Origin of the sequence: Flammeovirga sp. SJP92, assembly GCF_001583495.1 — a bacterium.
GTDB lineage: Bacteria > Bacteroidota > Bacteroidia > Cytophagales > Flammeovirgaceae > Flammeovirga.
The window spans coordinates 135353-158869 of sequence record NZ_LQAQ01000061.1 but is presented as its reverse complement, the minus strand read 5'-3'; the positions used below and the strand labels follow the sequence as shown (position 1 = coordinate 158869).

Annotated in this window: 17 protein-coding genes; 7 read left to right on the top strand and 10 right to left on the bottom strand. The window is 35.9% G+C overall.

The features are described 5' to 3' along the window. The 7 genes from murD to AVL50_RS13350 form a co-directional block, all read right to left on the bottom strand. Positions 1–1308, bottom strand: coding sequence for a UDP-N-acetylmuramoyl-L-alanine--D-glutamate ligase (gene murD / locus AVL50_RS13380; RefSeq protein WP_062617002.1), 1308 nt, complete (start codon positions 1306–1308; stop codon positions 1–3). A 5-nt stretch (positions 1309–1313) separates the two neighbouring features. After that, positions 1314–2528 (bottom strand): phospho-N-acetylmuramoyl-pentapeptide-transferase, encoded by a 1215-nt coding sequence (gene mraY, locus AVL50_RS13375; RefSeq protein ID WP_062617001.1) that lies wholly within the window; start codon positions 2526–2528, stop codon positions 1314–1316. 23 nt (positions 2529–2551) lie between these two features. After that, the gene (locus AVL50_RS13370; protein WP_253764283.1) at positions 2552–4015 is read right to left on the bottom strand and encodes a UDP-N-acetylmuramoyl-L-alanyl-D-glutamate--2,6-diaminopimelate ligase; all 1464 of its coding nucleotides are present in this window, start codon (positions 4013–4015) and stop codon (positions 2552–2554) included. A 12-nt stretch (positions 4016–4027) separates the two neighbouring features. Then, positions 4028–6127 carry a penicillin-binding protein gene (locus tag AVL50_RS13365; RefSeq protein WP_062617000.1) on the bottom strand — a complete coding sequence of 700 codons (2100 nt, stop codon included), beginning with the start codon at positions 6125–6127 and terminating at the stop codon, positions 4028–4030. A 12-nt stretch (positions 6128–6139) separates the two neighbouring features. Next, on the bottom strand, positions 6140–6535 hold the full coding sequence (locus AVL50_RS13360) for an FtsL-like putative cell division protein (RefSeq protein ID WP_062616999.1): 396 nt from the start codon (positions 6533–6535) through the stop codon (positions 6140–6142). 155 nt (positions 6536–6690) lie between these two features. After that, entirely contained in the window at positions 6691–7620 is a 930-nt protein-coding gene (locus AVL50_RS13355) for a hypothetical protein (protein ID WP_062616998.1), read from the bottom strand. 85 nt (positions 7621–7705) lie between these two features. Beyond that, positions 7706–8740 (bottom strand): DUF481 domain-containing protein, encoded by a 1035-nt coding sequence (locus AVL50_RS13350; RefSeq protein WP_063850703.1) that lies wholly within the window; start codon positions 8738–8740, stop codon positions 7706–7708. A gap of 262 nt (positions 8741–9002) precedes the next feature. On the opposite strand from AVL50_RS13350, the gene rmuC reads away from it, so the two are divergent. After that, on the top strand, positions 9003–10520 hold the full coding sequence (rmuC, locus tag AVL50_RS13345; protein WP_082795805.1) for a DNA recombination protein RmuC: 1518 nt from the start codon (positions 9003–9005) through the stop codon (positions 10518–10520). A gap of 196 nt (positions 10521–10716) precedes the next feature. On the opposite strand, the gene AVL50_RS13340 is transcribed toward rmuC, so the two are convergent. After that, positions 10717–13314, bottom strand: coding sequence for a DNA gyrase/topoisomerase IV subunit A (locus AVL50_RS13340; protein ID WP_062616995.1), 2598 nt, complete (start codon positions 13312–13314; stop codon positions 10717–10719). Positions 13315–14007: 693 nt separating this feature from the next. On the opposite strand from AVL50_RS13340, the gene nadA reads away from it, so the two are divergent. The 4 genes from nadA to AVL50_RS13320 all read left to right on the top strand — a co-directional run bounded on the left by nadA (position 14008) and on the right by AVL50_RS13320 (position 20120). Continuing rightward, entirely contained in the window at positions 14008–14946 is a 939-nt protein-coding gene (gene nadA, locus AVL50_RS13335; RefSeq protein ID WP_371259038.1) for a quinolinate synthase NadA, read from the top strand. Positions 14947–15034: 88 nt separating this feature from the next. Further along, complete coding sequence (gene nadB, locus AVL50_RS13330) at positions 15035–16612, top strand: L-aspartate oxidase (RefSeq protein WP_062616993.1); 1578 nt, start codon at positions 15035–15037, stop codon at positions 16610–16612. Positions 16613–16917: 305 nt separating this feature from the next. Next, positions 16918–19047: a fasciclin domain-containing protein gene (locus tag AVL50_RS13325; protein WP_062616992.1), complete on the top strand. Its 2130-nt coding sequence runs from the start codon at positions 16918–16920 to the stop codon at positions 19045–19047. A 173-nt stretch (positions 19048–19220) separates the two neighbouring features. Next, positions 19221–20120: a WD40 repeat domain-containing protein gene (locus tag AVL50_RS13320; RefSeq protein ID WP_062616991.1), complete on the top strand. Its 900-nt coding sequence runs from the start codon at positions 19221–19223 to the stop codon at positions 20118–20120. Positions 20121–20193: 73 nt separating this feature from the next. Here the strand turns inward: AVL50_RS13320 and AVL50_RS13315 are convergent, their stop codons facing one another. Further along, positions 20194–20559, bottom strand: coding sequence for a hypothetical protein (locus AVL50_RS13315; RefSeq protein ID WP_062616990.1), 366 nt, complete (start codon positions 20557–20559; stop codon positions 20194–20196). 3 nt (positions 20560–20562) lie between these two features. After that, complete coding sequence (locus AVL50_RS13310; protein WP_062616989.1) at positions 20563–21780, bottom strand: molybdopterin molybdotransferase MoeA; 1218 nt, start codon at positions 21778–21780, stop codon at positions 20563–20565. A gap of 55 nt (positions 21781–21835) precedes the next feature. Between AVL50_RS13310 and moaC the strand changes: the two genes are divergently transcribed. Together moaC and AVL50_RS32735 are read left to right on the top strand one after the other, a co-directional pair. After that, positions 21836–22330 carry a cyclic pyranopterin monophosphate synthase MoaC gene (gene moaC, locus AVL50_RS13305; RefSeq protein ID WP_062616988.1) on the top strand — a complete coding sequence of 165 codons (495 nt, stop codon included), beginning with the start codon at positions 21836–21838 and terminating at the stop codon, positions 22328–22330. Positions 22331–22465: 135 nt separating this feature from the next. Then, positions 22466–23434 carry an NTP transferase domain-containing protein gene (locus AVL50_RS32735; RefSeq protein WP_172826836.1) on the top strand — a complete coding sequence of 323 codons (969 nt, stop codon included), beginning with the start codon at positions 22466–22468 and terminating at the stop codon, positions 23432–23434. The last annotated feature ends 83 nt before the right edge of the window (positions 23435–23517 follow it).

Genomic DNA, 23517 nt, shown 5'->3' with positions numbered 1-23517 from the left:
TTATAGTTCAAGTTCTTTTACTTCCTTGATGAATTCATCACCTCTAGCCATGTAGTTTTTGAACAAATCAAAACTTGCACAAGCCGGAGAAAGAAGTACAATATCTTTATCAGAAGCATGTTTTTTCGCTAACTGTATAGCTTCTTTCATGCTTTGTGTTTCTTCTGTTGGAATAATGGCAGAAAAATCGTTTTTCAACTTCTCATTATCTACACCCAAACAAACCAATGCTTTTACATTCTCTTTTACAGTATCGACCAGTGGAGCGTAGTCGTTGCCTTTGTCTGTCCCTCCTGCAATCCAAACGATAGGTTTCTTGAAGCTTTGTAAAGCAAATAAAGCTGCTTCAACATTGGTTGCTTTTGAGTCATTGACATAAGTGACCTGATCAATCTCAGCTACTTCTTGTAAGCGATGAGGTTCTCCAACAAATGAAGGTAATGCCTTTTGAATGTCTTCTGCTGTCATTCCAGCATTCAAAGCACTCAAGATAGCCGCACTCATGTTCCAAGCATTGTGAGGTCCCTTCAATGGCAAATGGTCAAAAGTATATATTTGACCATTAAATGGAATTTCCAAAGTGTCACCTTTCAAAAATTCATTGGTAAAAGGAACTGCTTTTGGAGCAATGTTCTTGGCAGAGACTGCTTCGTTTGTGACTTTATCATCTTTACCGTAGATGAAAATATCTTCATCAGTCAAGTTTTCAATGATTCTGAATTTTGAATCTGCATATTTATCAATGCTGTACTCATAACGATCTAAATGATCTGGCGTAATATTCAAAATCAAAGAAATATTGGGATGGAAGGTTTCAATATCGTCGAGCTGGAAACTACTAATTTCCAACACATACCAATCGTATTTTTTTTCTAAAACCTCTTTTGCGAAGCTGATGCCAATATTACCCGCCAAGCCAGCGTTGATGCCTGATTTTGACAGTAAGTGGTGGATCAATTTAGTGGTTGTTGTTTTACCGTTTGTACCTGTAATTGCTATCATTTTAGCATCAGTATACAAAGACGCAAATTCGATTTCAGAATAAATCTTACTTCCGTTTTTTCTCAGTTGTTGGATGATGGGTACTGTATCAGGAATACCTGGCGATTTTACAACAATAGAAGCATCTTTTGGAGCTGAATCATGACTTCCTTCTTCAAAAGGGATTTTTTCAGCAGTGAGAACATCCTTTTGTTCTTGAGGAATTTTTCCATAATCAGATACAAAAACTTGATATCCTTTGGCTTTAGCTAAACGAGCTGCTCCAATTCCACTTTCTCCAGCGCCTAATACTAATAAAGTATCCATGATGATTATCTGATTTTAAGCGTAAGAATTGTAGTAATGGCCAATAAGATACTAATGATCCAAAAACGTGTGACAATTTTTGGTTCAGGAATATCTTTCTTTTGATAGTGATGGTGTAAAGGAGCCATTAAAAATATTCGGCGTCCTTCTCCATATTTCTTTTTGGTGTATTTAAAGTAAAATACCTGAATGATTACAGATAAGTTTTCAATTAAGAATACACCACATAACAATGGAATCATCAATTCTTTTCTCAATACAATCGCTAAAGAGGCAATGACACCACCTAATGCTAAACTACCTGTATCACCCATAAATACTTGAGCAGGGAAAGCATTGTACCATAGAAATCCAACACAAGCACCTACCAGAGCTGTAGCAAAGATTGAAATCTCACCAGAGTTAGGAATATACATGATATTCAAGTAGTCGGAGAAGATAATGTTACCGGAGAGGTAGGCGAAAATGGCGAGCGCTGTGGCAATAATAGCGGAGGTACCTGCGGCTAAACCGTCAAGACCGTCTGTAATATTGGCACCATTTGACACTGCCGTAATGATAAAAATGACCAATAATACATAAGCGATATGTGAAATGGTTTCGCTATGTAGTAATTGAGAATAATTTAATGTATTGTGTTTTAAGAAAGGAACCGTAGTCTCCAATGACTTTACATCTTGGTAGTCCACACCTTCTTTTAATTTTACAATAGGTTTTGATTTATCAAGATTTTCTGAAAACTGACGAACTTTTACATCAGAGTTAGTAACCAAAGTAACACCGACAATCAGACCTAAACCGATTTGACCAATGATTTTGAATTTACCACTTAAACCGTCTTTGTTTTTCTTTACTCTTTTTAAATAATCATCCAAAAAGCCAATTGCACCAGTCCATAAAATAGTGGTCAAAAGCAACTGAATGTAGACATTGGTTAAATCTGCTACTAATAAAACAGGGAAAACGACAGCACCGATAATAATAATACCACCCATAGTTGGTGTACCTTGCTTTTCCATTTGTCCTGCAAGACCGAGATTACGAACAATCTCACCCATCTGTAATTTTTGTAATTTTTGAATGATCGGTTTCCCAAAAATACCAATATATGCCATCGATAAGATTGTCGCTACCATTGCTCTGAAGGTAATGTACCTGAAGAGACCGGCGCCCATCATATCGTATTTATCATGTAGAAATTCGAATAAGTGATATAACATGTTTTATTTTTTTATCGCACTAATTATTTTTTTAAAGCGAGGAACAGTTCCTCTTTGTCATCAAAATGATGTCTTACACCATTGACTTCTTGATAAGTTTCATGCCCTTTTCCAGCTACAAGAATGATGTCTCTTTGTTCTGCCATTTCAACGGCTTTTACAATAGCTTCTTTTCTATCTATAATTACAGATGTTCTCTTGGCTTGAGTCGGGGATATGCCTTCCTCCATCTGTTCTAATATTTCTTCTGGATCTTCAGTTCTAGGATTATCTGAAGTAAGAATAACCAAATCACTTAACATTGCCGCTGTTTTGGCCATAATAGGACGCTTTGCAGCATCTCTATCACCACCACATCCTACTACAGTGATGATTCTTTCACCTTCTTCTCTGATATCACGGATGGTTTCCAGTACATTTTCCAATGCATCAGGAGTGTGTGCGTAATCAATAATTCCTCTGATGTTGTTTTTAGAGACAATTTGTTCAAATCGACCTCTGGCAGGACGCAATTCAGATAATGCTTGCAGTGTAGTCATCTCATCTTCACCCAGGCATGATGCAGTAGCAAAAGCAGAAAGTACATTGTATGCATTAAAAGAACCAATTAATTGGAACCAGGCTTCATGTCCATTGACCTCCATCTGAATGCCTTCAAATGTATTGTCAATTAATTTTCCTTTGAAGTTGGCCATAGTATGTAATGCATAAGTGTAGTGTTTTCCTTTACAGTTCTGTAGCATTACATTTCCTCTTTTATCATCAATGTTCACCAATGCAAAAGCACTTTTTGGCAATGTATCAAAAAGCCTTTTCTTGGCATTGATGTACTCTTTCATGGTGCCATGATAGTCTAAGTGATCATGACTAATATTGCTGAAAATTGCACCAGCCAAATCTATTCCATTCAATCTGCCTTGCACGATAGCATGTGAACTGGCTTCCATAAAACAGTAAGAACAGTTTTTCTTTACCATTTCATGGAGTAAATATTGTAATGTGACAGGATCAGGTGTGGTCAATTTTGTAGGAATTACTTCCTCATTGATTTTATTTTCAATAGTTGTCAGAGCACCTGTATTGTAGCCCAGCTTCATGAATAAGTTTTGAAGCAGTGTCACTACAGTCGTTTTTCCGTTGGTGCCGGTGATGGCAACTACTTTAATTTTTTCTGATGGATTATCATAATAATTGGCGGCGAGTAGGCCGACACTTTGCGCAGTACTATTTACTTTGATGTAGTTGACACCTTCTTGCAATTCTTCAGGGGTGTCTTCAATTAACACAGCAGTAGCTCCAAGGTCAATTGCTTTGGGGATAAATTGATGAGCGTCCATTGCATTGCCTTTTATGGCTACAAATAGATTCCCATCTTGCAATTTTCTTGAATCTAGCTCAATACCTGTTACCTCATGGTTTAGATCACCTTGCACAAGGTCATACTCTATCCCTTTCAGTAATTCCGATATTTTTTTAATTCTCTTCAATTTAAGTTTGATTTATTGTAGTTTGAGATAGACGTTCGTTCTACTATTTATTCTTCCGCCTGGAGTGATAGATTGTTGGACTACACGGCCATTTCCAGTAGAATGCACAGTGGCACCTTCAGTTTCAACAAGGTACATGGCATCTCTTAATGTCATTCCTCTTACATCTGGCATTCTTCCTTTTCTAACAGCTGCGTTGACCCAGGCAATGGTATCACCCAAGACTTTTGTTTTTACCCACTGTGAGGTATTTTCTGACACTTGTTGAATATCAAAAGCGTCTGATAGCAGTAATAAATCGTTATAATTTCCGGCTTTGATATAAGGAAATGCTTTTATATTTTCGTTGTCAACGAAATGAATATCTCTCTCTGTTGTTCTAGCGTAAACCACTTCGGCAATATCTAAGAATACAGGAGCACATACGTCACCGCCATATCGCTTAGCACCTTTAGGTTCATCAATAGCAACAATCATTGAATATCTTGGGGCATCTGCAGGGAAATAGCCTACAAATGATGTAAAGTAATTTTTGGTATAAGCACCCTGCTTTACTTTCTGAGTAGTACCTGTTTTACCCGCAATGTCAAATTCAGTAGTGTTGATTTTTCTAGCTGTTCCGCTTTCCACTACTTTTTTCAACATTCCTTGCATGGCTTTCAGCGAACGCTCAGAGCTGATTTTTTTGTTGATGGTTCTAACGCCGTATTCCGCCACCACATCATTACCTCTCAATACTCTTTTTACAATTCTTGGAGCCACCATTTTACCGTCATTGGCAATGGCATTGTAGAAAGTCAGCATTTGAAGTGGGGAAGTTTCTACTTCATATCCAATAGAAATCCAAGGAAGTGAACAGCCTGACCAATTTGGATCACCCGGACGGTTGATGTTCGGTTTTCCTTCACCTTCCATTTGGAAGCCGATAGTAGAAGTTAGATTAAAGCGATCCAAATAATGCATAAAACGATCTGGATCTTCTCTGAAATATTTGAAGACCAATTTTGAAATACCAATGTTCGAAGACTTTTCAATGACTTCTTCGACAGACAGCATCCCAAATCCGTTATAGTGTGCATCGGTCATAATACATTCATCATAGAACATGTATTTTCCATCACCAGTATTTACTGAATCTTCCAAATTGATATCAAATTCTTCTAAAAGCGCCAGCATTGATGCACTTTTGAAGGTTGAACCTGGCTCCATAACTCCTTGAATGGCGTAGTTGAAATCTTCAACATATTCACCTTTAGAGTTTTTACCTAAGTTGACAATTGCTTTGATTTCACCAGTTTTTACTTCCATCAACAGCACGGTACCGAAGTTGGCCTCATTGTCTATCAAAGCTTTTTCAAGAACATTATGAGCATGCTCTTCAATGTCCATATTGATGGTCGTCTGAATATCCAATCCGTTTTCTGCTCTCACTTGAGCACCATCATCAAGAGGCTTCCATTGATTACCGGAAACTCTCTGGAATAGGGCTTCCCCATCAGTACCAGCAAGGTCTTTATTGAAACTGAATTCCAAGCCTCTTCCTGTAAACTGTGCGTTTTCATCTTTACTGATAAAACCGATGGTTCTTCTGCCTAAATCTTCAAAAGGCTTGAAACGCTTTTCATACTTAGTGAAAATCAAACCGCCAGTATGTCTTCCTTGACGGAAAATAGGCCAGTTGTCTATATGTTTTTTATCCTGATGTTTTACCAGCTTATGGCTGAGGATAATATATCTTCTTTTCTTTCTTCTAGCATTTCTCAACAGGCTATCGTATTCAGCAGCACTTTTTTCTTTGAAATACCTAGAAAGTAAGTAGCTCAATGAATCAATACCATTATTGAAAATACTGTCATTGGATACGCATGGGTCAAAGGCTAGTTTATAAAAAGGAATAGAAGTTGCCAATAAACTGCCATCATCGGCAAGGATGTTGCCTCTTGTAGCATCTACTCTTCTTACTTTTACTCTATTCGCTTTACCAGCTTTTGCCCATTTGTCTGTCTCAACAAATTGTAAATCTGAGATACGCACAAGAATTGCAGCGGCCATGACCACAATCAATAAAAATGCAAATCTTACACGTAGTAATATGGAATTTCTAATTCCCATTTATATAAAAAATTAATGATCCTCTAAATTAGATACTGAAATCACAATCGGCGCCGTTTCTAAAGGCACTAAACCCAATGGGGCTACTCTTTCCTTGATTTTTGAACGCTTGCTTTCATTGATAAAATCATATTTAAGCGTACTGTATTCCACTCTCAATTTCTCAACAGATTTTTCCAGTTTGTTGATTCTTAAATGTGACTTCTCCGCTTGAAATCCATTGGCGATATATAGGATTCCCAAGAACGTTACAAAAAGAATTTTCTGAATATACCTACTATTCTCATCTTCACTTGAATTGGAAATGAATTTGAGCTTAGACAGCTTTTTTACCCATTTAGAATTGGAAACTTTTGGAGCATGCTGGGGCTTATTTTCAGGAATTTCTTTATAAGTATTTGCTCTCATGGAAAAATAAAAAATGTATGTAGTATCTAAAGCTTCAAATTTGCTAAAAATCTATTGCTTTATGATAACGATTGTGAGAAAAATAGGAAAAAAGTACCAAAAAAATGACTATAGTATAAAAATAATCATGAAATGCCTTCTTAAACAAAAAACGACTATAAAATAGTAAAGGATGATTTTCCTAAAAGTTCACCGTCACAGTATAAATTGACACTATATACCCCTTTGTTAAGCAGGTTTTCTGATTGATAAACTAATTCCACATTTTGCAGATCATTTTCATAAGATAATGTCTTTTTAGTGGTGTAAAATCGGTTTTCATCAGACCCTTTCAATCTGAAAAACTTAATTTGGTTGTCGGGGTTATAAATTGTAGCACCTTCCTGATCAACCAAACATAAAAAGATATCTTTATCCTCTTGTTCAATCAGTCTATTCGGTGTCAGTTTAAATCGGATTGCTACTTGAGAAGTATTCTTTCTTTTAAAAGAAATACCTTCTTTGAGTTTGTTCTTTTTGCTTCCTCCCCAAATAGTGATATTTAGTGCTCTTAGATTTTTAGCGTCATCAATAATTTTTTCTAACTCCCCTTGATGGGTTTGTAAAGAATCTATTTGAGTTGTTAAGGAGTTTCTTTGATGAGTAAGATATTGATTTTCTGTTGATAGAGAGTCGTTAACGTCTTTCAGAGAAGTAATTTGTAAATCTCTTCTTTTCAAAATTCCTTCATAAACGCTCACCTTGCTTTTAATTTGATTGTATCGGTTTTCTTCAATTAATTGTATTGATCTTAGTTCTTTTTTCTCTTTCTCCAGAGAATTTTTGATACGCGTTAGTGAGTCAATATCCTCATTCATAAGATCAAGGATTTGAATCTGCTTATTTAATTCTGTGGAAATAGAATCTAATTTGGTATAGGTCAGAACAAGCTCCACATTTTTACTTTGAACCCTGTCCTGAAGATGTGATGTATTGTCAGATCTCAGGTACAATTGTAAAAGATTCAGTAATAAAAGTGTGATTACTAATCCAATAAGTATTTTTCTTCGTTTGCTAACCTTATCTAAAAAAATGTTTTCAGTCATTCTGCATTTGTAAGTTAAACCACAAAATAATACATCTGAGGGTTTTTTTAAAAATGATAAAGAATAACTTTTGAAAAATTAAACATTACAACTCCCATCCAAAACCAAAGGAATATTGATAATCGACTTCCTTGCCGACTTCAGCAGGCTGACTGTCATAGTTCATATTATAACCTGCTTTTATATAAAAATCATAAGGAAGGTCATATTTGATATTTGCACCAACATCAGCACGCCAACGGTCTTCTCCGGTCAGTGTCCTTGAGCCTCTGGCGTTGGTATTGAAGGAAAGGTCTCCAGTATCAAATAGGTTCACTTCTGTACCAATGTACCATTCAGCACTGTTGTTTGAAGGTTTTGTAAAAGGATCTCCATTCTCATCTACGGTTTGCGTAAATGATTCATTCAAGAAAGAAGCACCCGTAGAAAAACCCCAATAGGCGGTGTTGGTGTGTATAATATATTTACCAACACCAAGTGATGAAGTGGTACGCAGATTAATAGATTGTTCAGTGTTGGTCAAATATCTAAAATCCACTGTTCCATAAAAACCATAAGGAAGAAAGTAATTACCTGTCAACGTTCCGTCATTTCTTTCAATAGCAGCTACATTGTCTTGTGTGGATCTAAGGCTATTCAGACTGAGGGAAAGCGCCCACCGTTTAGTGTTATAGCCTATAAAAGCAGAGCCATTGAGTTGTGATAAATTATTGGCTTTTGTATAGCTGTACCCCACATCTATACTGGCTGATAGTTTACTTAAAAATGATTTTTCAACTGATTTTAAGTTGACAATGTCATCGGGATTGACATCAATAGTTCCCTCTTCATCTGATACAATTTGAAGTGATTCTGGACCCTCAGAGACCACTTTTCCACTAATTCTCCTGCCGTTGGAAAGTGTCACCATAAAGTCAGTATTACACACCATACTTTGGATACCTTCCCATTCTATTTTAAAGTTAGAGTCCGAATAATCGGTTTCAATCTCAACTACACCTCGGTCCATACTTTTAATTTCTCCAACAATAATATCTCCATTGATCATCACCAATGAATCCATTTGAGCGTATGTGAGGAGGGGAGCAAAAAAGAATAATAGTAGTGTGAATTTTCTCATTTTTAGTTTTGAGTTATTAAAAATTTTGGATTGAAGTAAAATTGTCGTTGAGTTATCAAAGTGTAGAGCAATATTGTTTGATTACTCAATTAAAATTTAGAAACATTTTTTCTGAAAAAAAATAGAAATGTAAACTATTTGAACCGTTGACCTTAAGTGATCTGTTATAAATTCCATCTTATCATTTGAAAATTCGTTTTCTGTAATACTCTATTTCTACTAACTTCGTATAAACTTTATCAAAAAGATTGTTCAGAAGATTATGCAGTTAGAGACTTCCGTTATCATATTACTCATTATTGTATTTTTTTTAGGCTTAATGATTGGGGCCTGTTTCGTTTATTTTTATTACCGTCAGAAATATGCCAACGAAGAAGCTCGGTTTAGATTGGAAGTAAAAGAGCGTTTGAAACTTAATCAGAATCAAGAACAATTGAAATCGGAAATTGAGCAATTAAGGAATTCCAATAATAAGCTTGATATAGAACTCAATACCTCAAAAGTGAGGGTAGAAGAGAAGTCGAATAAATTAATTGAGGTTCAAAATCAATTGAATAGCCTGCGTACTAATTATGAATTAATAGTAAGTACGGAAGCAAAAAATAAAGGGACTTTAGAAATCGTTCAACAAGGGAAATTAGAGTTAGAAAATCTTAACCTCACACTAAATGAGGAAAACATATCTTTGAAAGAGGAAATTGTAGCTTTGACTGAAAAGCTAACGTTCTTGGAAGAAAAGTTGGGACAACAGAACCATGAAGTACAGCAATTAAATCAGCATTTTAAGAAGGAATTTGAAAACCTTGCTCAGCGAATTTTTGAAGAAAACACGAATAAATTCACCCAACAGAATAGAAATAACCTTGATTTGGTACTTAATCCTTTTAAAGATCAAATTGAAAACTTCAGAAAGAAAATTGAGGACAGTTACGGAAAAGAATCGAATGAACGCTCTTCTTTAAGAACCGAATTGAAAATGCTGAGAGAACTGAATCATCAAATTTCTCAAGATGCTCAAAACCTAACGAAAGCCCTAAAAGGTGACACCAAAACACAAGGCGATTGGGGAGAAATGATCTTAGATTCCGTATTAAGAAAATCAGGATTGAGAGAAGGACATGAATACCTAGTACAACCGACTTACAGAACTGAAGAAGGTGATTTGCAAAAGCCTGATGTGATTATCAATTATCCCGAAGGAAAACAAATTATAGTTGACTCAAAGGTATCTTTAAATGCTTATGAACGTTTTATTAATGCTGAAGATAAAATAGAACAACAACACGAAATTCAATTGCATATTCGTGCTCTGAAAAGTCATATTGATGAGCTGGCAAAGCGTAACTATCAACAGTTAGAGGGAATTCAAACATTGGATTATGTCATGATGTTTATCCCAATCGAACCTGCATTTTTAGTGGCATTACAAGAAGATGATGCACTTTGGGATTACGCTTATCATAAAAAAGTAGTGATCGTTGGTCCAACTACTCTGATGGCAACACTTAAAGTAATAGAGGAATTGTGGCGTAATGAGCATCAACAAAAAAATATTGAAGACATCATCAAACATGCTACAAGAATCTATGATAAGGCAAGAGGTTTTGTAGAAACAATGTTGGACCTTCAAAAGAAAATTAATGCCACAAAAGGAGATGTTGATAAAGCCGTAGGGCAACTTTCTGAAGGCAAAGGGAACTTTATTTCTTTAGTGAACGATATGAAGAAGAAAGGGAATCTGAATCCTAAGAAGAGTTTGCCGGAGGGGTTGGAAGAGTAGTGAACTATTCATAGTGTAGCCACGTAGCCTTGCTACGTGTGTCTGATATTGATCTAATGTCTAAAAATAGATATACCAGATATTTTATTATTCCATTGTTTTGCGTAGCGGGCTACGCTTCTACAAGGCTGTAGTAATTAAATTATGAGTTAAAACAAAAACGACTGAACAAACACTGCTCAGTCGTTTTTTATGTTTAGAACAACTTTAAAGAATCTCTTCCTCCATCGTTGTTATTATTATCGTTTGAATTGTCATCAGGCTTAGACCTGTCATCAGAAGTGTCAACTGGATCATCTGCTGAAAGTAATTTTGCGTCCGTTACTTTATCGTAAGGAAGTTTATTACCTAGTGCTTTCCAGCCTTTCACTTCCACAAACTCTTTCAAGTTGACTTTTGTCTTTTCACGCTTTCTGCCGTTAGTGTATTTCAATTCAACGTCTGGAGAAAGTTGAGTAGTGACTAGAAGTAATCTTGAAGCATTGGCTTCGTTGATAAACTTAAAGCGTTTATTCATGGTAGACGTTTCGATATGGAAACGCTTGATGTAATACTGTCTGTTGTTGGTGTCGTAATGCACCGCTGAAATGGCTTTGTAAGGCAAGAATTTCTCAATCAATACCACCTTTTTCGCTTCATAACGATTCGTCACCTCAAAGTTGGTCAATTCATATTCACCGTCTTCATAGAAAATAATCAAACGATCTTCATCTTTGAATTTACCTAAGTATTTACCGTTTTCATCTTTGTTCAATACACCTACTGCATCGTCATACCAAAGGTCAATAGCAGGAAGCGTAGAAATACCTTCACGTTTCAATGTGACTCTTCTTACAGGATATTTCGTCAAGATGTTACCTTGAGAAGATCTGCCTTTGATCTCTAAATCAGCAAAGTCATATTCAAATGACTTCACTTTGGCAGGGCAATTAGGAGATAATGAAACGCCTACAATTTCTGCCTCACCGTTAGGATTAGAAGTGAAATAAGTCACTTTCGATTTCGGAGAACCTTTAGTGACATTGTATTCTTTGTCTCTTGTGAAACTTGGAACTTGGAAACGTTTCACTCTTGTAATGCCCGTTGCTCCATCAAGGTAAATGGCATTGTAAACCTTTCTTTCGTCACCTTTTACATAAACTTCCGCATGAATGATGTTTTTACCCACGAATTTCTTTTCACCGATTTTCGTGATCACATATTCACCCGTATTTCTAAATACAATGATGTCGTCAATATCCGAACAGTCCATCACTTCTTCCACGCCATCTTGACGTTTAAGGTTGTAACCGATGAAACCTTCTTTCTTGTTGACATAAAGTTTGGCGTTGTTTGCCGCTACTTTTGAAGCTTGGATTGTATCAAAAGTTGTCAACTCAGTACAACGCTCGTGATCCTTTCCGTATTTTTTAAGAAGATTATTGAAGTAGTCAATCGCAAACTCAATGATATGCTCAAGATTGTATTCTACTTCTTTTAATTCTTCTAGTAAATTCTTCAATAACTCATCCGCTTTGAAAGTATCAAACTTAGAGATTCTCTTAATTTTGATTTCAGTCAAACGGATAATATCATCTTGAGTGATTTCTCTGTAGAAACTAGGCTTGTATGGAGTAAGTCCCGTATCAATCGTTTCTAAAACCGCCTCCCAAGTTTCACATTCCTCAATATCTCTATAGATTCTATTTTCAATAAAGATTTTCTCTAATGAACTGAATAGAATTTTCTCCTGTAATTCACCTTTCTTGATCTTCAATTCCGCTTCAAGAAGGTTTACAGTATGGTCCGTATCGTTTTTAAGAATTTCTTCCACGCCCATAAATACAGGAGTCTCATCGACAATCACACATGAGTTGGGAGAGATAGAAACTTCACAGTCTGTAAAGGCATAAAGTGCAGCAATAGTTACATCAGGAGACTGACCATTCGCTAACTGTACTTCGATTTCCACTTCTTGAGCAGTGTTGTCGATTACCTTTTTGATTTTGATTTTTCCCTGATCATTCGCTTTAATGATAGAATCAATCAAACTTGAAGTTGTACACGTAAATGGGATCTCTTTGATTAATAAGGTCTTGCTGTCCGGCGATTCAATTCTTGCTCTTAAGCGAACTTTACCACCTTTCAGGCCATTATTATAGTTGGAACAATCGGCCAAACCACCTGTAGGGAAGTCAGGAACCAGGTTGACTTTTTTACCTTTTAGAATATCAATAGAACCTTTAATCAGTTCTTTGACATTGTGAGGCATAATCTTCGTCGCCAAACCTACGGCAATACCTTCAACACCTTGAGCCAGTAATAATGGGAATTTTACAGGAAGGTTGATCGGTTCTTTCTTTCTGCCATCATAAGAAAGTTGCCAATCCGTTGTTTTAGGGTTGAAAACCACCTCCAAAGCGAATTTAGAAAGCCTTGCCTCAATATATCTTGGCGCCGCTGCACTGTCACCTGTTCTGATGTCACCCCAGTTACCTTGTGTTTCGATAAGGAGTTCTTTTTGTCCCAAGTGTACAATGGCATCACCAATAGAAGCGTCACCGTGAGGGTGATACTGCATGGTAGAACCAATGATATTTGCCACCTTATTGAACCTGCCGTCGTCTAATTCCTTCATTGCATGAAGAATTCTTCTCTGTACAGGTTTCAGTCCATCATAAATGCTAGGTACCGCTCTCTCCAAGATTACATAAGATGCATAATCCAAGAACCAGTTTTGGTACATACCATCAATGTGAACTACTTTATTGCCATTATTATGATCTGAACTATTTGTTGATTGCTCGTTTTCCACGTTCCTTCTTAAAGTAAATTGCCGTCAAAAAAATTGCGAATGTCACAAAAATATAGAAATGTCAGAATCATACAAATGAAATTAATCGAAAGGTGTGAAAATGCTGACTATATTCTATAGATGCGTAAAAAAATAACATTAATTATAAAAAATGTATCATTGTTAAATATAATAGAAAACTTTGTTTAATTAAAATACATTTCGGCCGTTATTCTCTAAATGTTATCATTTATAAGTGTATTTAGTACTTTAAATGTTGTGGGTTCTACTTCTATTCTTCATGATTTTTCACAAAAAAGTCCTTTTTAATTTAGATTTAATCTAATTAATGATTTATATTGCAACCGTTAAGTAGAATTAATCTAAATAAATTAAGCTATGATTCAACAAGATCCTATTTTTTTATCGACAACAAGTAAACACTTATTGGATATGCTTTCGGTAGAAGGAGATGAATTGAGTTCAGAGATAACTTGTAAGAAAAAAAACTGCTGCAAAAAATATAAAAGAAAAGGGAAGCATTGTAAGAAATGTCCAAAAATTTAGAGCTTTAGTTTAATTTTTAAAGAATTAAAAAGCTCTCAATTCCCAAAGTTTCATTAACTTTGCCGTGTTAGAAATACCGTAGATTTAATGAAAATGCTTACACAAGAGCTTAAAAATAGAGCAGATCAGTTGGGTTTTATCGATGTGATGGACCATAACCCCACCGATCTTAAGGCTGAAATTACACGTTTAAAAGAAGAAAAAAACGCTGTTTTCTTAGCACATTATTACCAAGATGCTGAAATACAGGATCTGGCAGATTTTGTTGGAGACAGTTTAGCATTAGCACAAAAAGCAGCAGATACAGATGCTGATATAATTTTATTTGCTGGCGTGCATTTTATGGCAGAGACAGCAAAAATTATCAACCCAAACAAAAAGGTAATTTTACCTGACTTCAAAGCAGGTTGTTCATTGGCAGAAGCTGCACCAGCTGAAGAATTTGCTGATTTTGTGAAAAAACATCCAGATCACACCGTTGTTACTTATATCAACTCTTCAGCAGAAGTAAAGGCTTATACAGACATCACCGTTACTTCTACTAATGCCTTAAAAATCATTAATAGTCTTCCTGAAGACGAGAAAATTATATTCGCACCAGACCGTAACCTTGGTAAGTATATCATGAAAGAAACAGGTCGTGATATGTTACTATGGGACGGAGCATGTGTGGTACATGAGGCATTTGCATTGGAGAAAATCCTAGATTTGCATAAGGAATATCCACATGCAAAAATCATTGCTCACCCAGAGTCAGAGATGCCTTTATTAAAGGTCGCTTCTTTTGTAGGTTCAACAGCCGCGTTGCTGAAATACGTGCAAAATGATGAAGCAGATGCTTATATTGTTGCTACTGAGGCGGGTATCTTGCACAAAATGAGAGAAGCAGTTCCTCACAAGAACTTAATTCCGGCGCCATCTAAAGAAGATAATACATGTGCTTGTTCTGAATGTCACTTCATGAAAATGAATACTTTGGAGAAAGTATATAACTGTTTACAATATGAATATCCAGAAGTTGATGTTCCAGAAGACATTCGACTTAAAGCAATAGGCTCAATCGATAGAATGTTTGAGTTATCATAAACTTTTGATTAAAGCTGTTTGTTATAAGTAGTAGAGTGACTTTACTTTATTGCTCTAATAAACAGCTTTAATTTTTTAATAACAGTCCATGAAGAAAGTTGATTTTCTAATCGTGGGTTCTGGTATTGCAGGTCTCAGCTACGCTTTGAAATTGTGCGAGCATTTTCAGAGTAAAAATCATCACCCAAAGATTTGCTTGATCACAAAAGATGATCCTTTTGAAAGTAATACCAGATATGCACAAGGTGGAATTGCTGCTGTAATTGATGCAGACGATTCTTACGAAAAACACATCAAAGATACATTAGTAGCTGGTTCTCATATCAATAATGAAGAAGTGGTGAAATTGGTGGTTGAAAATGGCCCTGACAGAATCAGAGAGCTTATTAATTGGGGAACTCAATTTGATAAGTCGGAAGATGGTGCATACAACCTTGCCAAAGAAGGGGGGCACTCAGACCATCGTATTCTTCATTTTAAAGATGTAACAGGACAGGAAATCCAGAGAGCGTTATTGAATGCAATCAAAAGCTATGATAATGTAGAAATATTACAGGATTATTATGCTGTTGATTTAATTACGCAACATCACTTAGGAGAAGATGTAACAAGGTATAGAAAGGATACGCAATGCTATGGTATCTATGCACTCAATAAAATCACAGATGAAGTTGAGACGATTCTATCAAAAGTAACGTTGCTGGCAACGGGGGGCATTGGTCAAGTATATAATACAACCACCAATCCAAGTGTTGCTACGGGTGATGGCATTGCGATGACCTACAGAGCTAAAGGTGAAGTGAATCATATGGAGTTTGTGCAATTCCATCCCACTGCACTGTATCAAAGAGGGCATGAAGGGAATGCATTTCTGATCACAGAAGCGATGAGAGGTGCCGGTGCTATTTTGAGAAATAGCAAAGGAAAAGATTTCGTTAAGAAATATGATGAGAGAGGCTCTTTGGCTCCAAGGGATATAGTGGCAAGAGCTATTGACTCTGAAATGAAAAAGGAAGGTAAAGACCATGTTTGGTTAGACGCCACCTTGATTGATGAAGAGGAACTGAAAGGACATTTTCCTTCTATATACAAGACTTGTTTAGATATGGGAATTGATATCACAAAAGATTATATTCCTGTAGCACCTGCATCACATTATTTGTGTGGTGGTATTGTCGTCAATACAAAAGCAGAAACAAGCATCAATAATTTGCTCGCTTGTGGTGAATGTACTTGTACTGGATTACATGGAGCCAATCGTTTAGCATCCAATTCATTATTAGAAGCGGCAGTGTATGCACATGAAGCTTTTGAAACTGCGTTAGATCTTATTGATAAAACAGCTTGGAAGAAGGGAATCCCTGAATGGAATAAGGATGGTACCACGGTACCGGAAGAAATGGTCTTAATTTCTCAATCTAGAAGTGACCTTCAGAGAGTAATGTCAAATTATGTAGGGATTGTGAGATCTGACGAACGTTTGAAGAGGGCTTTCAAGAGAACAGGTCTTATTTATGAAGAGACAGAAGCTTTATATAAAAAGACGGTGATTTCTCAACCGCTTTGTGAGCTTAGGAATATGATTACAATTACTTATCTCATTATTACCGGAGCAAAAGGAAGGCATGAAAATATAGGCCTTCATTATTCTATAGATTACGAATAAAATGGAAATCCACTTAAAGAAATTTGAGTGGATTTTTTTATTAATTCCTGATTTTGTTAATGAAAAAGTGAACTTTGTTTAACGAAACTTTGTTTTAACATTTCGTGTTGATGTGTTTTTTACACTTTTTTTCAATAGAAGATTTTTTCTTTAAAACCCACTTTTTTATAGTATAAACCCAAAAATCAATTGTACATAACTAAGTTTTTAAGATTTTTTGTTTAATAAAAATGAAAATTGTTTAAACAAAACATCTTTACACAAAATTTAAGATCTGAATTTCAAACCATAAAATCTTAAATGAGATGAAAACTTTAGATTTATTAAAATTGGTTTTTATATTTTCTATCCTGTTTACATCATGTACAGAAGAAGATGACAACCAAAATCCAACTAACCTTCCCGCTAATGCAACAACAATTGCTGGAATTGCATCATCAACATCTGATTTTTCAACATTAACATCTGCATTAACTGCAGCAAATTTGGTAGACACATTTGATGACGCAAATGGGGAATTTACTGTATTTGCTCCAACAAATTCAGCGTTTGCTCAACTATTAGCAGAAAATAATGGTATTTCCACTTTGGATGATATTTCATCAGGTGCACTTGATGTATTATTGAAAAACCACGTTGTAAAAGGTAAAGTTTTATCATCTCAACTAGAAGATGGTCAGATGGTAGAAACTTTGGCTGGTACAAAACTAGAAGTAAGTATAAGTAATGGAGTTGTAATGGTAGGCGGAGTTACTGTAACAACACCAGATGTTGAAGCAAGTAACGGTGTGATCCACATTGTAGACAATGTAATTGTACCTACAGAGTCTTTAACTATCGCTCAATTAGCGATCAGCACACCAGATTTCTCGACTCTTGTAACAGCCTTGTCAACTGCTAATCTTGTAACTCCTTTTACTGTGCCTACAAACCAGTACACAGTATTCGCACCAACAAATCAAGCATTCGCAGATGCTGGTATCAACTTGGATGAATTAACTGAAGCACAACTACAAAGAATTTTATTACACCATGTAGCAACAAATAGAGTGTTATCGTCAGGACTTGAAAATGGTGGAATGGTGGAAACATTGGCAGAAACTGAATTAATGGTGAAAATCGAAGGAGGAAGTGTCATGATTGGTGAGGCAACAGTAGTACAAGCAGATGTAAGTGCTTATAATGGTGTTGTACACGCAATCAATAAAGTATTAATTCCAGAAGATGAGCTTGATACAATTTTAGGTATCGCATCATCAGATGATTTTTCATCCTTAGCAACAGCACTTACTTCGGCTAATTTAGCCAGTATGTTTGGAGAAACAGATAAAATGTACACTGTATTTGCTCCAGACAATATGGCCTTCCAGTCATTATTAGATGCAACAAATGGTATTTCTTCTTTTGATGACCTTTCTTTAGAAGCACTTGATATCTTATTACGTCACCATGTTGTAGAAGGTAAAGTGATGGCGATGGACCTTGAAGATGGCCAAATGGTAACTACACTTGCAGGTACAAAACTGGAAGTGAAATTGATGGGATCTGACGTGATGATAGGTGGTGTAAAAGTAAAAATGCCAGATGTTGAAGCAAGTAATGGCGTAGTTCATGTTGTTGAAAATGTAATCGTTCCAACTCAGGCATTGACAATCGCTCAAATTGCAATCAGTAATAATTTCACATCTTTAGTAGATGCTTTAGCGAAAGCAGAATTAGTTTCTCCTTTCACGGATGCAACAAATGAATTCACAGTGTTTGCACCAACAAATGAAGCATTTGCAGCAGCAGGAATTGACCTTAATACAGTATCTAAAGAAGATTTAGGCAGAATTCTAAAACATCATGTAATTCAAACTGGGGTATTGTCTTCAGCACTTACTAGCGGACAAAAAGTAGAAACTTTGGCAGGCACGAAGTTAGAAGTGATGATTGAAAATGGAACGGTAATGATCAGCGAAGGTATGGTAGCTTTACCAGATTTGAGTGGTGTAAATGGTGTGGTACATGTGATCGATAAAGTATTAATGCCTTCAACAATTGTTGATGTGGCCACTAGTGCTGGAAACTTCACCTCCTTATTAGGTGCTTTAGATGACACTAATTTATTATCAACATTCAATGTAGATTTTGTAGATGGTGTGTTGAAAGAGTATACAGTTTTTGCACCAACAGATGAAGCATTTGCAGCATTGTCAGGTGTTGAAATTACAAATGAGCAATTAGCTGCTATCCTTACCAATCATGTAGTATCAAATGAGGTATTATCATCAGACCTTGTTGATGGACAAACCGTAGAAACGCTTGGAGGTGCTGAATTAACTGTAAGCATCAGCAATGGAGTTGTGACAATTGGAGGTGCTACAGTGTCCACTCCTAATGTTGATGCATCAAACGGTGTAATTCATATTATCAACAAAGTCATTACAGATTAGTTAAATTTTATTGAATAGAGTATCAGTTATTACAAATGGGCCACATCATTATTGATGTGGTTCATTTTTATAAAAAAGTGTATATTAAGAACTAAGACAAAGTAATTGATAATTAATTCTTCATTATTTTGGCTTCGTACTTGAAATATTAGACTCACTCAAACCTTAATACTATGTTCAAAAAATTATCTTTATTTGTTTTCACAGCCTTACTTTTTTCTTTTGCAAAAAGTTCTGATGTCATTTTAACCTACACAAAAATGGGCGATCACGAAGCACTAGCAGTTCTTCCTGATGGTAAACGCTTTATTGCAGGTAGCACGGGTTATCTGGATTTATGGGATGTAGAGACGGGTAAGAAGCTAAAGACATATACAGAGTGGGGCAGCCATGAGGCAATTGCTATTTTACCTGATGGCAAACGCTTTATTGCAGGCAGTACCGGTAACTTAGATCTCTGGGATGTAGAAACCGGTGAGAAAATCAGAACATTTACACAGTGGGGTAGTCATGAAGCAATAGCCGTGTTACCCGATGGTAAACGTTTTATTGCAGGTAGTACAGGTAATTTAGATTTATGGGATATAGAAACCGGAGAAAAAATTCGTACATATACAAAATCAGGTAGTCATGAAGCAATAGCCGTGTTACCCGATGGTAAGCGTTTTATTGCAGGTAGTACAGGTAATTTAGATTTGTGGGATGTAGAAACGGGAGAAAAGTTGCGTACTTATACAAAAGCAGGAAGCCACGAAGCTATCGCTGTGTTACCTGATGGAGAACGCTTTATCGCAGGTAGTACGGGTTATTTGGATTTGTGGGATGTGGAAACGGGCGAGAAGCTTCTATCTTATACCAAAATGGGAAGTCATAGAGCAATATCATTGTTACCCGATGGTGAGCGTTTTATTGCAAGTAGCACGGGTTATTTGGATTTATGGGATATAGAAACTGGAAAGAAGCTACATTCTTATACACAATTTGGCCGCCATGATGTAATCGCTATTCTTCCTAATGGAAAACAGTTTATAGCCTCTAGTAACAGAAGGTTAGAAAAATGGAATGTAGAATAAAAACCAATAATCCATGACATTTTTTAGTATGTAAATGAATTATTGGCGTTGTATTTAAGCTTCGAAACTGTCCCTAGCAAGTGCTGTTAGGGTTTTCGAAGTTGTTGCTTTCATCTTCATCACGGTCAGTCAGACATTTGAAATCTTTTTCAATCAACAGTTTCAATGTAGAACCATCTTCATTTTCCTGAACCGCAGAATAACCCACTTTACTTGTAGAATGCCACTCATTGATTTGTGCTACATTAAGACGGAATTGTAAACGGTTATTATCCATTTCAACACTCATTTCACCTTGTTCAACAGATTTTACACCGTAAGCAAAAGAGGTTTTTCCCAATTGTGAAACAGTCCATACTTCACCGTCATTATAGAGTGTGTCAAGATCAACTTTATTTAATCTTAATCGGATACTGTTGTCTAATAATCTTAATTTCATAATCTATTTTTTATAGAACCAAATAGGTAATTTTTCATTTTTTGAGAAATCGGACCTTTCTCCTGATAATTCAAGAAAAGCATTTGCCTTAATAAGGCTTGTCAAGTCGCCTGATCCTCCCCCTGTAATTGGTTTAGCCCAAAGTTGACCTTCATCATCATAATAGGCGTTAACTTGAAGGAAAAAAGTAAGAGGTTTCTTAAACGTAAAATTCTCAGCTAATGTAGCATACTTTTTAACTAATGGAGAACTAATACATTGCTGATTGTATAACCAAGGTATTAAATATCTATTAGAACACAGATAAGTTGATACTGGATTTCCTGGCAATGCAAAAATAGGTTGTTGGTTGGCTGTAATACCAAACCAGAATGGTTTTCCAGGACGTTGTTTTACGCCATGAAATCTTTTCTTCACACCTAATTCTTCGAATACCTGTGGAAGATAATCAAACTTTCCTTTTGAAACCCCTCCGCTGAATACAAAGATATCATATTCCTCAAAAAGTGATTGAATAGATTGTTTTAATTCATCATAATTATCTTTAAGGTGGAAAATCTTGGAATACAAACCTTCCTCTTGTAACCTACTTTGAATTGTATGGCAATTAGACATCCTGATCTGTTGTGGAGCAGGAGTTTCTTCAATGCTCACCAGCTCATCGCCAGTAGCAATAATAGCTACTTTTGGTTTTGAATAGACCTTTACCTCATGCTGCCCAACGGTGGCTAATAACCCAATTTCAGCAGATGTGATGGAAGTACCACTTTTTAAAATCAAATTGCCTTCTTTTTCATCACTACCTTGTAAGTGTATATTGCCGAAAGATTTAATACCCATAAAATCTTCAACGATCATGGTATCTCCCTCTTTTTTTGTCCACTCATAAGGAATTACCACATCAACATTGTTCGGCAACATTGCTCCAGTCATGACCTCAAGACAATTTTGAGATTGCTGTAATGTCATTTGAGGACTTCCTGCTGCTTGCACACCTTCAATCTTAAACTGACGTGTTCCTTTTTCAATTTCACTGTAATTAATTGCAATACCATCCATAGCCACTCTGTTGAATGGAGGGAAATCTCGGTCTGCAAATATATCTTCCGCTAATACATTGCCCACGGCATCAAAAAGTGAAACCATAATTACCTCAGTTTTTAAAGTGACCTGATTAATTATTTGGTCAACTTCTGATGGTTCTATCAAATGATTTTGCATAGTAGTTTGTTTATTCTGAAATTGAACTCCGAAAATACTTACAGAAAGCTTAAGAATGAAAAAAGAAGAAGAAAAAAATAATACCTTAACGCACCTTGACGAGGAGGGAAACCCTTCTATGGTGGACGTTGGAGGTAAAAGTGTAACAAAGAGAATTGCAATTGCTCAAACTGTAATAAGCTTTCCAAAAGAGGTGGCACTTCAAATTCAGGTACAAGATAATTCAACCAAAAAAGGTTCTATTTTCCAGACAGCCATGATTGCTGGTATTATGGGGACCAAAAAGACTTCGGACCTTATTCCATTATGTCATCCGCTTCCTTTAGATAAATGCAATGTTGAGATTGAATGGTCTTCTGAAACTGAAATTACGATCAAAAGTACTGCTTCAGTGACTTCAAAAACAGGAGTGGAAATGGAAGCGTTAACAGGAGCGAGTGTTGCCGCTTTGACGATTTATGATATGTGCAAAGCACTTTCACATGATATTATCATCAAGGAAACAAAATTGATGCATAAAACAGGTGGTAAATCTGATTTTAATAGATAAATGAAGCGTCAGAAACATCCAAAAATAGGACAAAAGAATATAGGGAATTATGGTGTGAGTGAATTCGCCTTGGTTGGAATATCAAATAGTACTATAAAAAACTTTGTAATATCCATTTCAAAAAAAATATCATCCTTGAAAATAACCTTTTTGGATAAAAATGAGGAGGTCAGTAGTGATGTGATTGTTTCTTTTGTTGATGGGCAAGAGGTTTCTAGTACTGAAAATAAAATTGATGTTGACGTTTCATTTTCTTCGTTTGAATTGAGAACGTTCTTCAAAAATTGTGATCTTACTTTGGTCAATGGAAATTATTTTGATGGGCGAAAACAACTTTTGTTTATAGGGGAGAAAGAATCTTTATCCAATGATCTTGGAAAGATCAAGAATCCGGTGGCGGTTGTACTTAAAAATGAAGTGAAAGAATTACCGAAAGCATTATTAGGAAATAAGCCAGAAGTAGTAAATTTGCCTATTTTTAAGATGGATGACTTAAAAGGTATTACAGATTTTATATGTTCACAATCCGTGTTCAAGCCAAAGCTTAAAGGCTTGGTACTTGTTGGTGGTAAAAGTACCCGGATGGGAGAGGATAAAGCGATGCTGAATTATCATGGTCAGCCACAATGGAAATATTCCTATGAACTTCTCAGTCAATTTTGTGATGATGTTTTTGTATCTGTAGGAGAAGAAGATGATAGGTTTTCAGAAGTTGCTCAAATTCAAGACAAGTTTTTAGGTATGGGGCCGTTAGGAGGTATTTTATCTGCTTTTCAGAGTGACCCTAATTCAGCTTGGTTGGTTGTTGCATGTGATTTACCGCTGTTGAGCCAGGCTTCATTGCATCAATTGGTTGTTTCAAGAAATCCTCAAAAATATGCGACATCATTTCAAAGTCCTCAGATGGATTTTCCAGAACCTTTGATTTGTATTTGGGAACCTAAAGCTTATGGGAAATTATTGGAGTTTTTGAGTTGGGGGTATTCATCCCCAATGAAAACTTTGGTCAATAGTGATATTGAGTTAGTAATTCCTAATCATGAAAATGAAATGGCAAATGCCAATACACCAGAAGAATATCGAAGATTGAAAGGTCTTTTGTAGAGAAAGGTCTGATATCATTATGGAGAGTATAAAAAATAAGAGGTGGTTCGTAAAGATTCTTACAAACCACCTCTTGTTTTTTT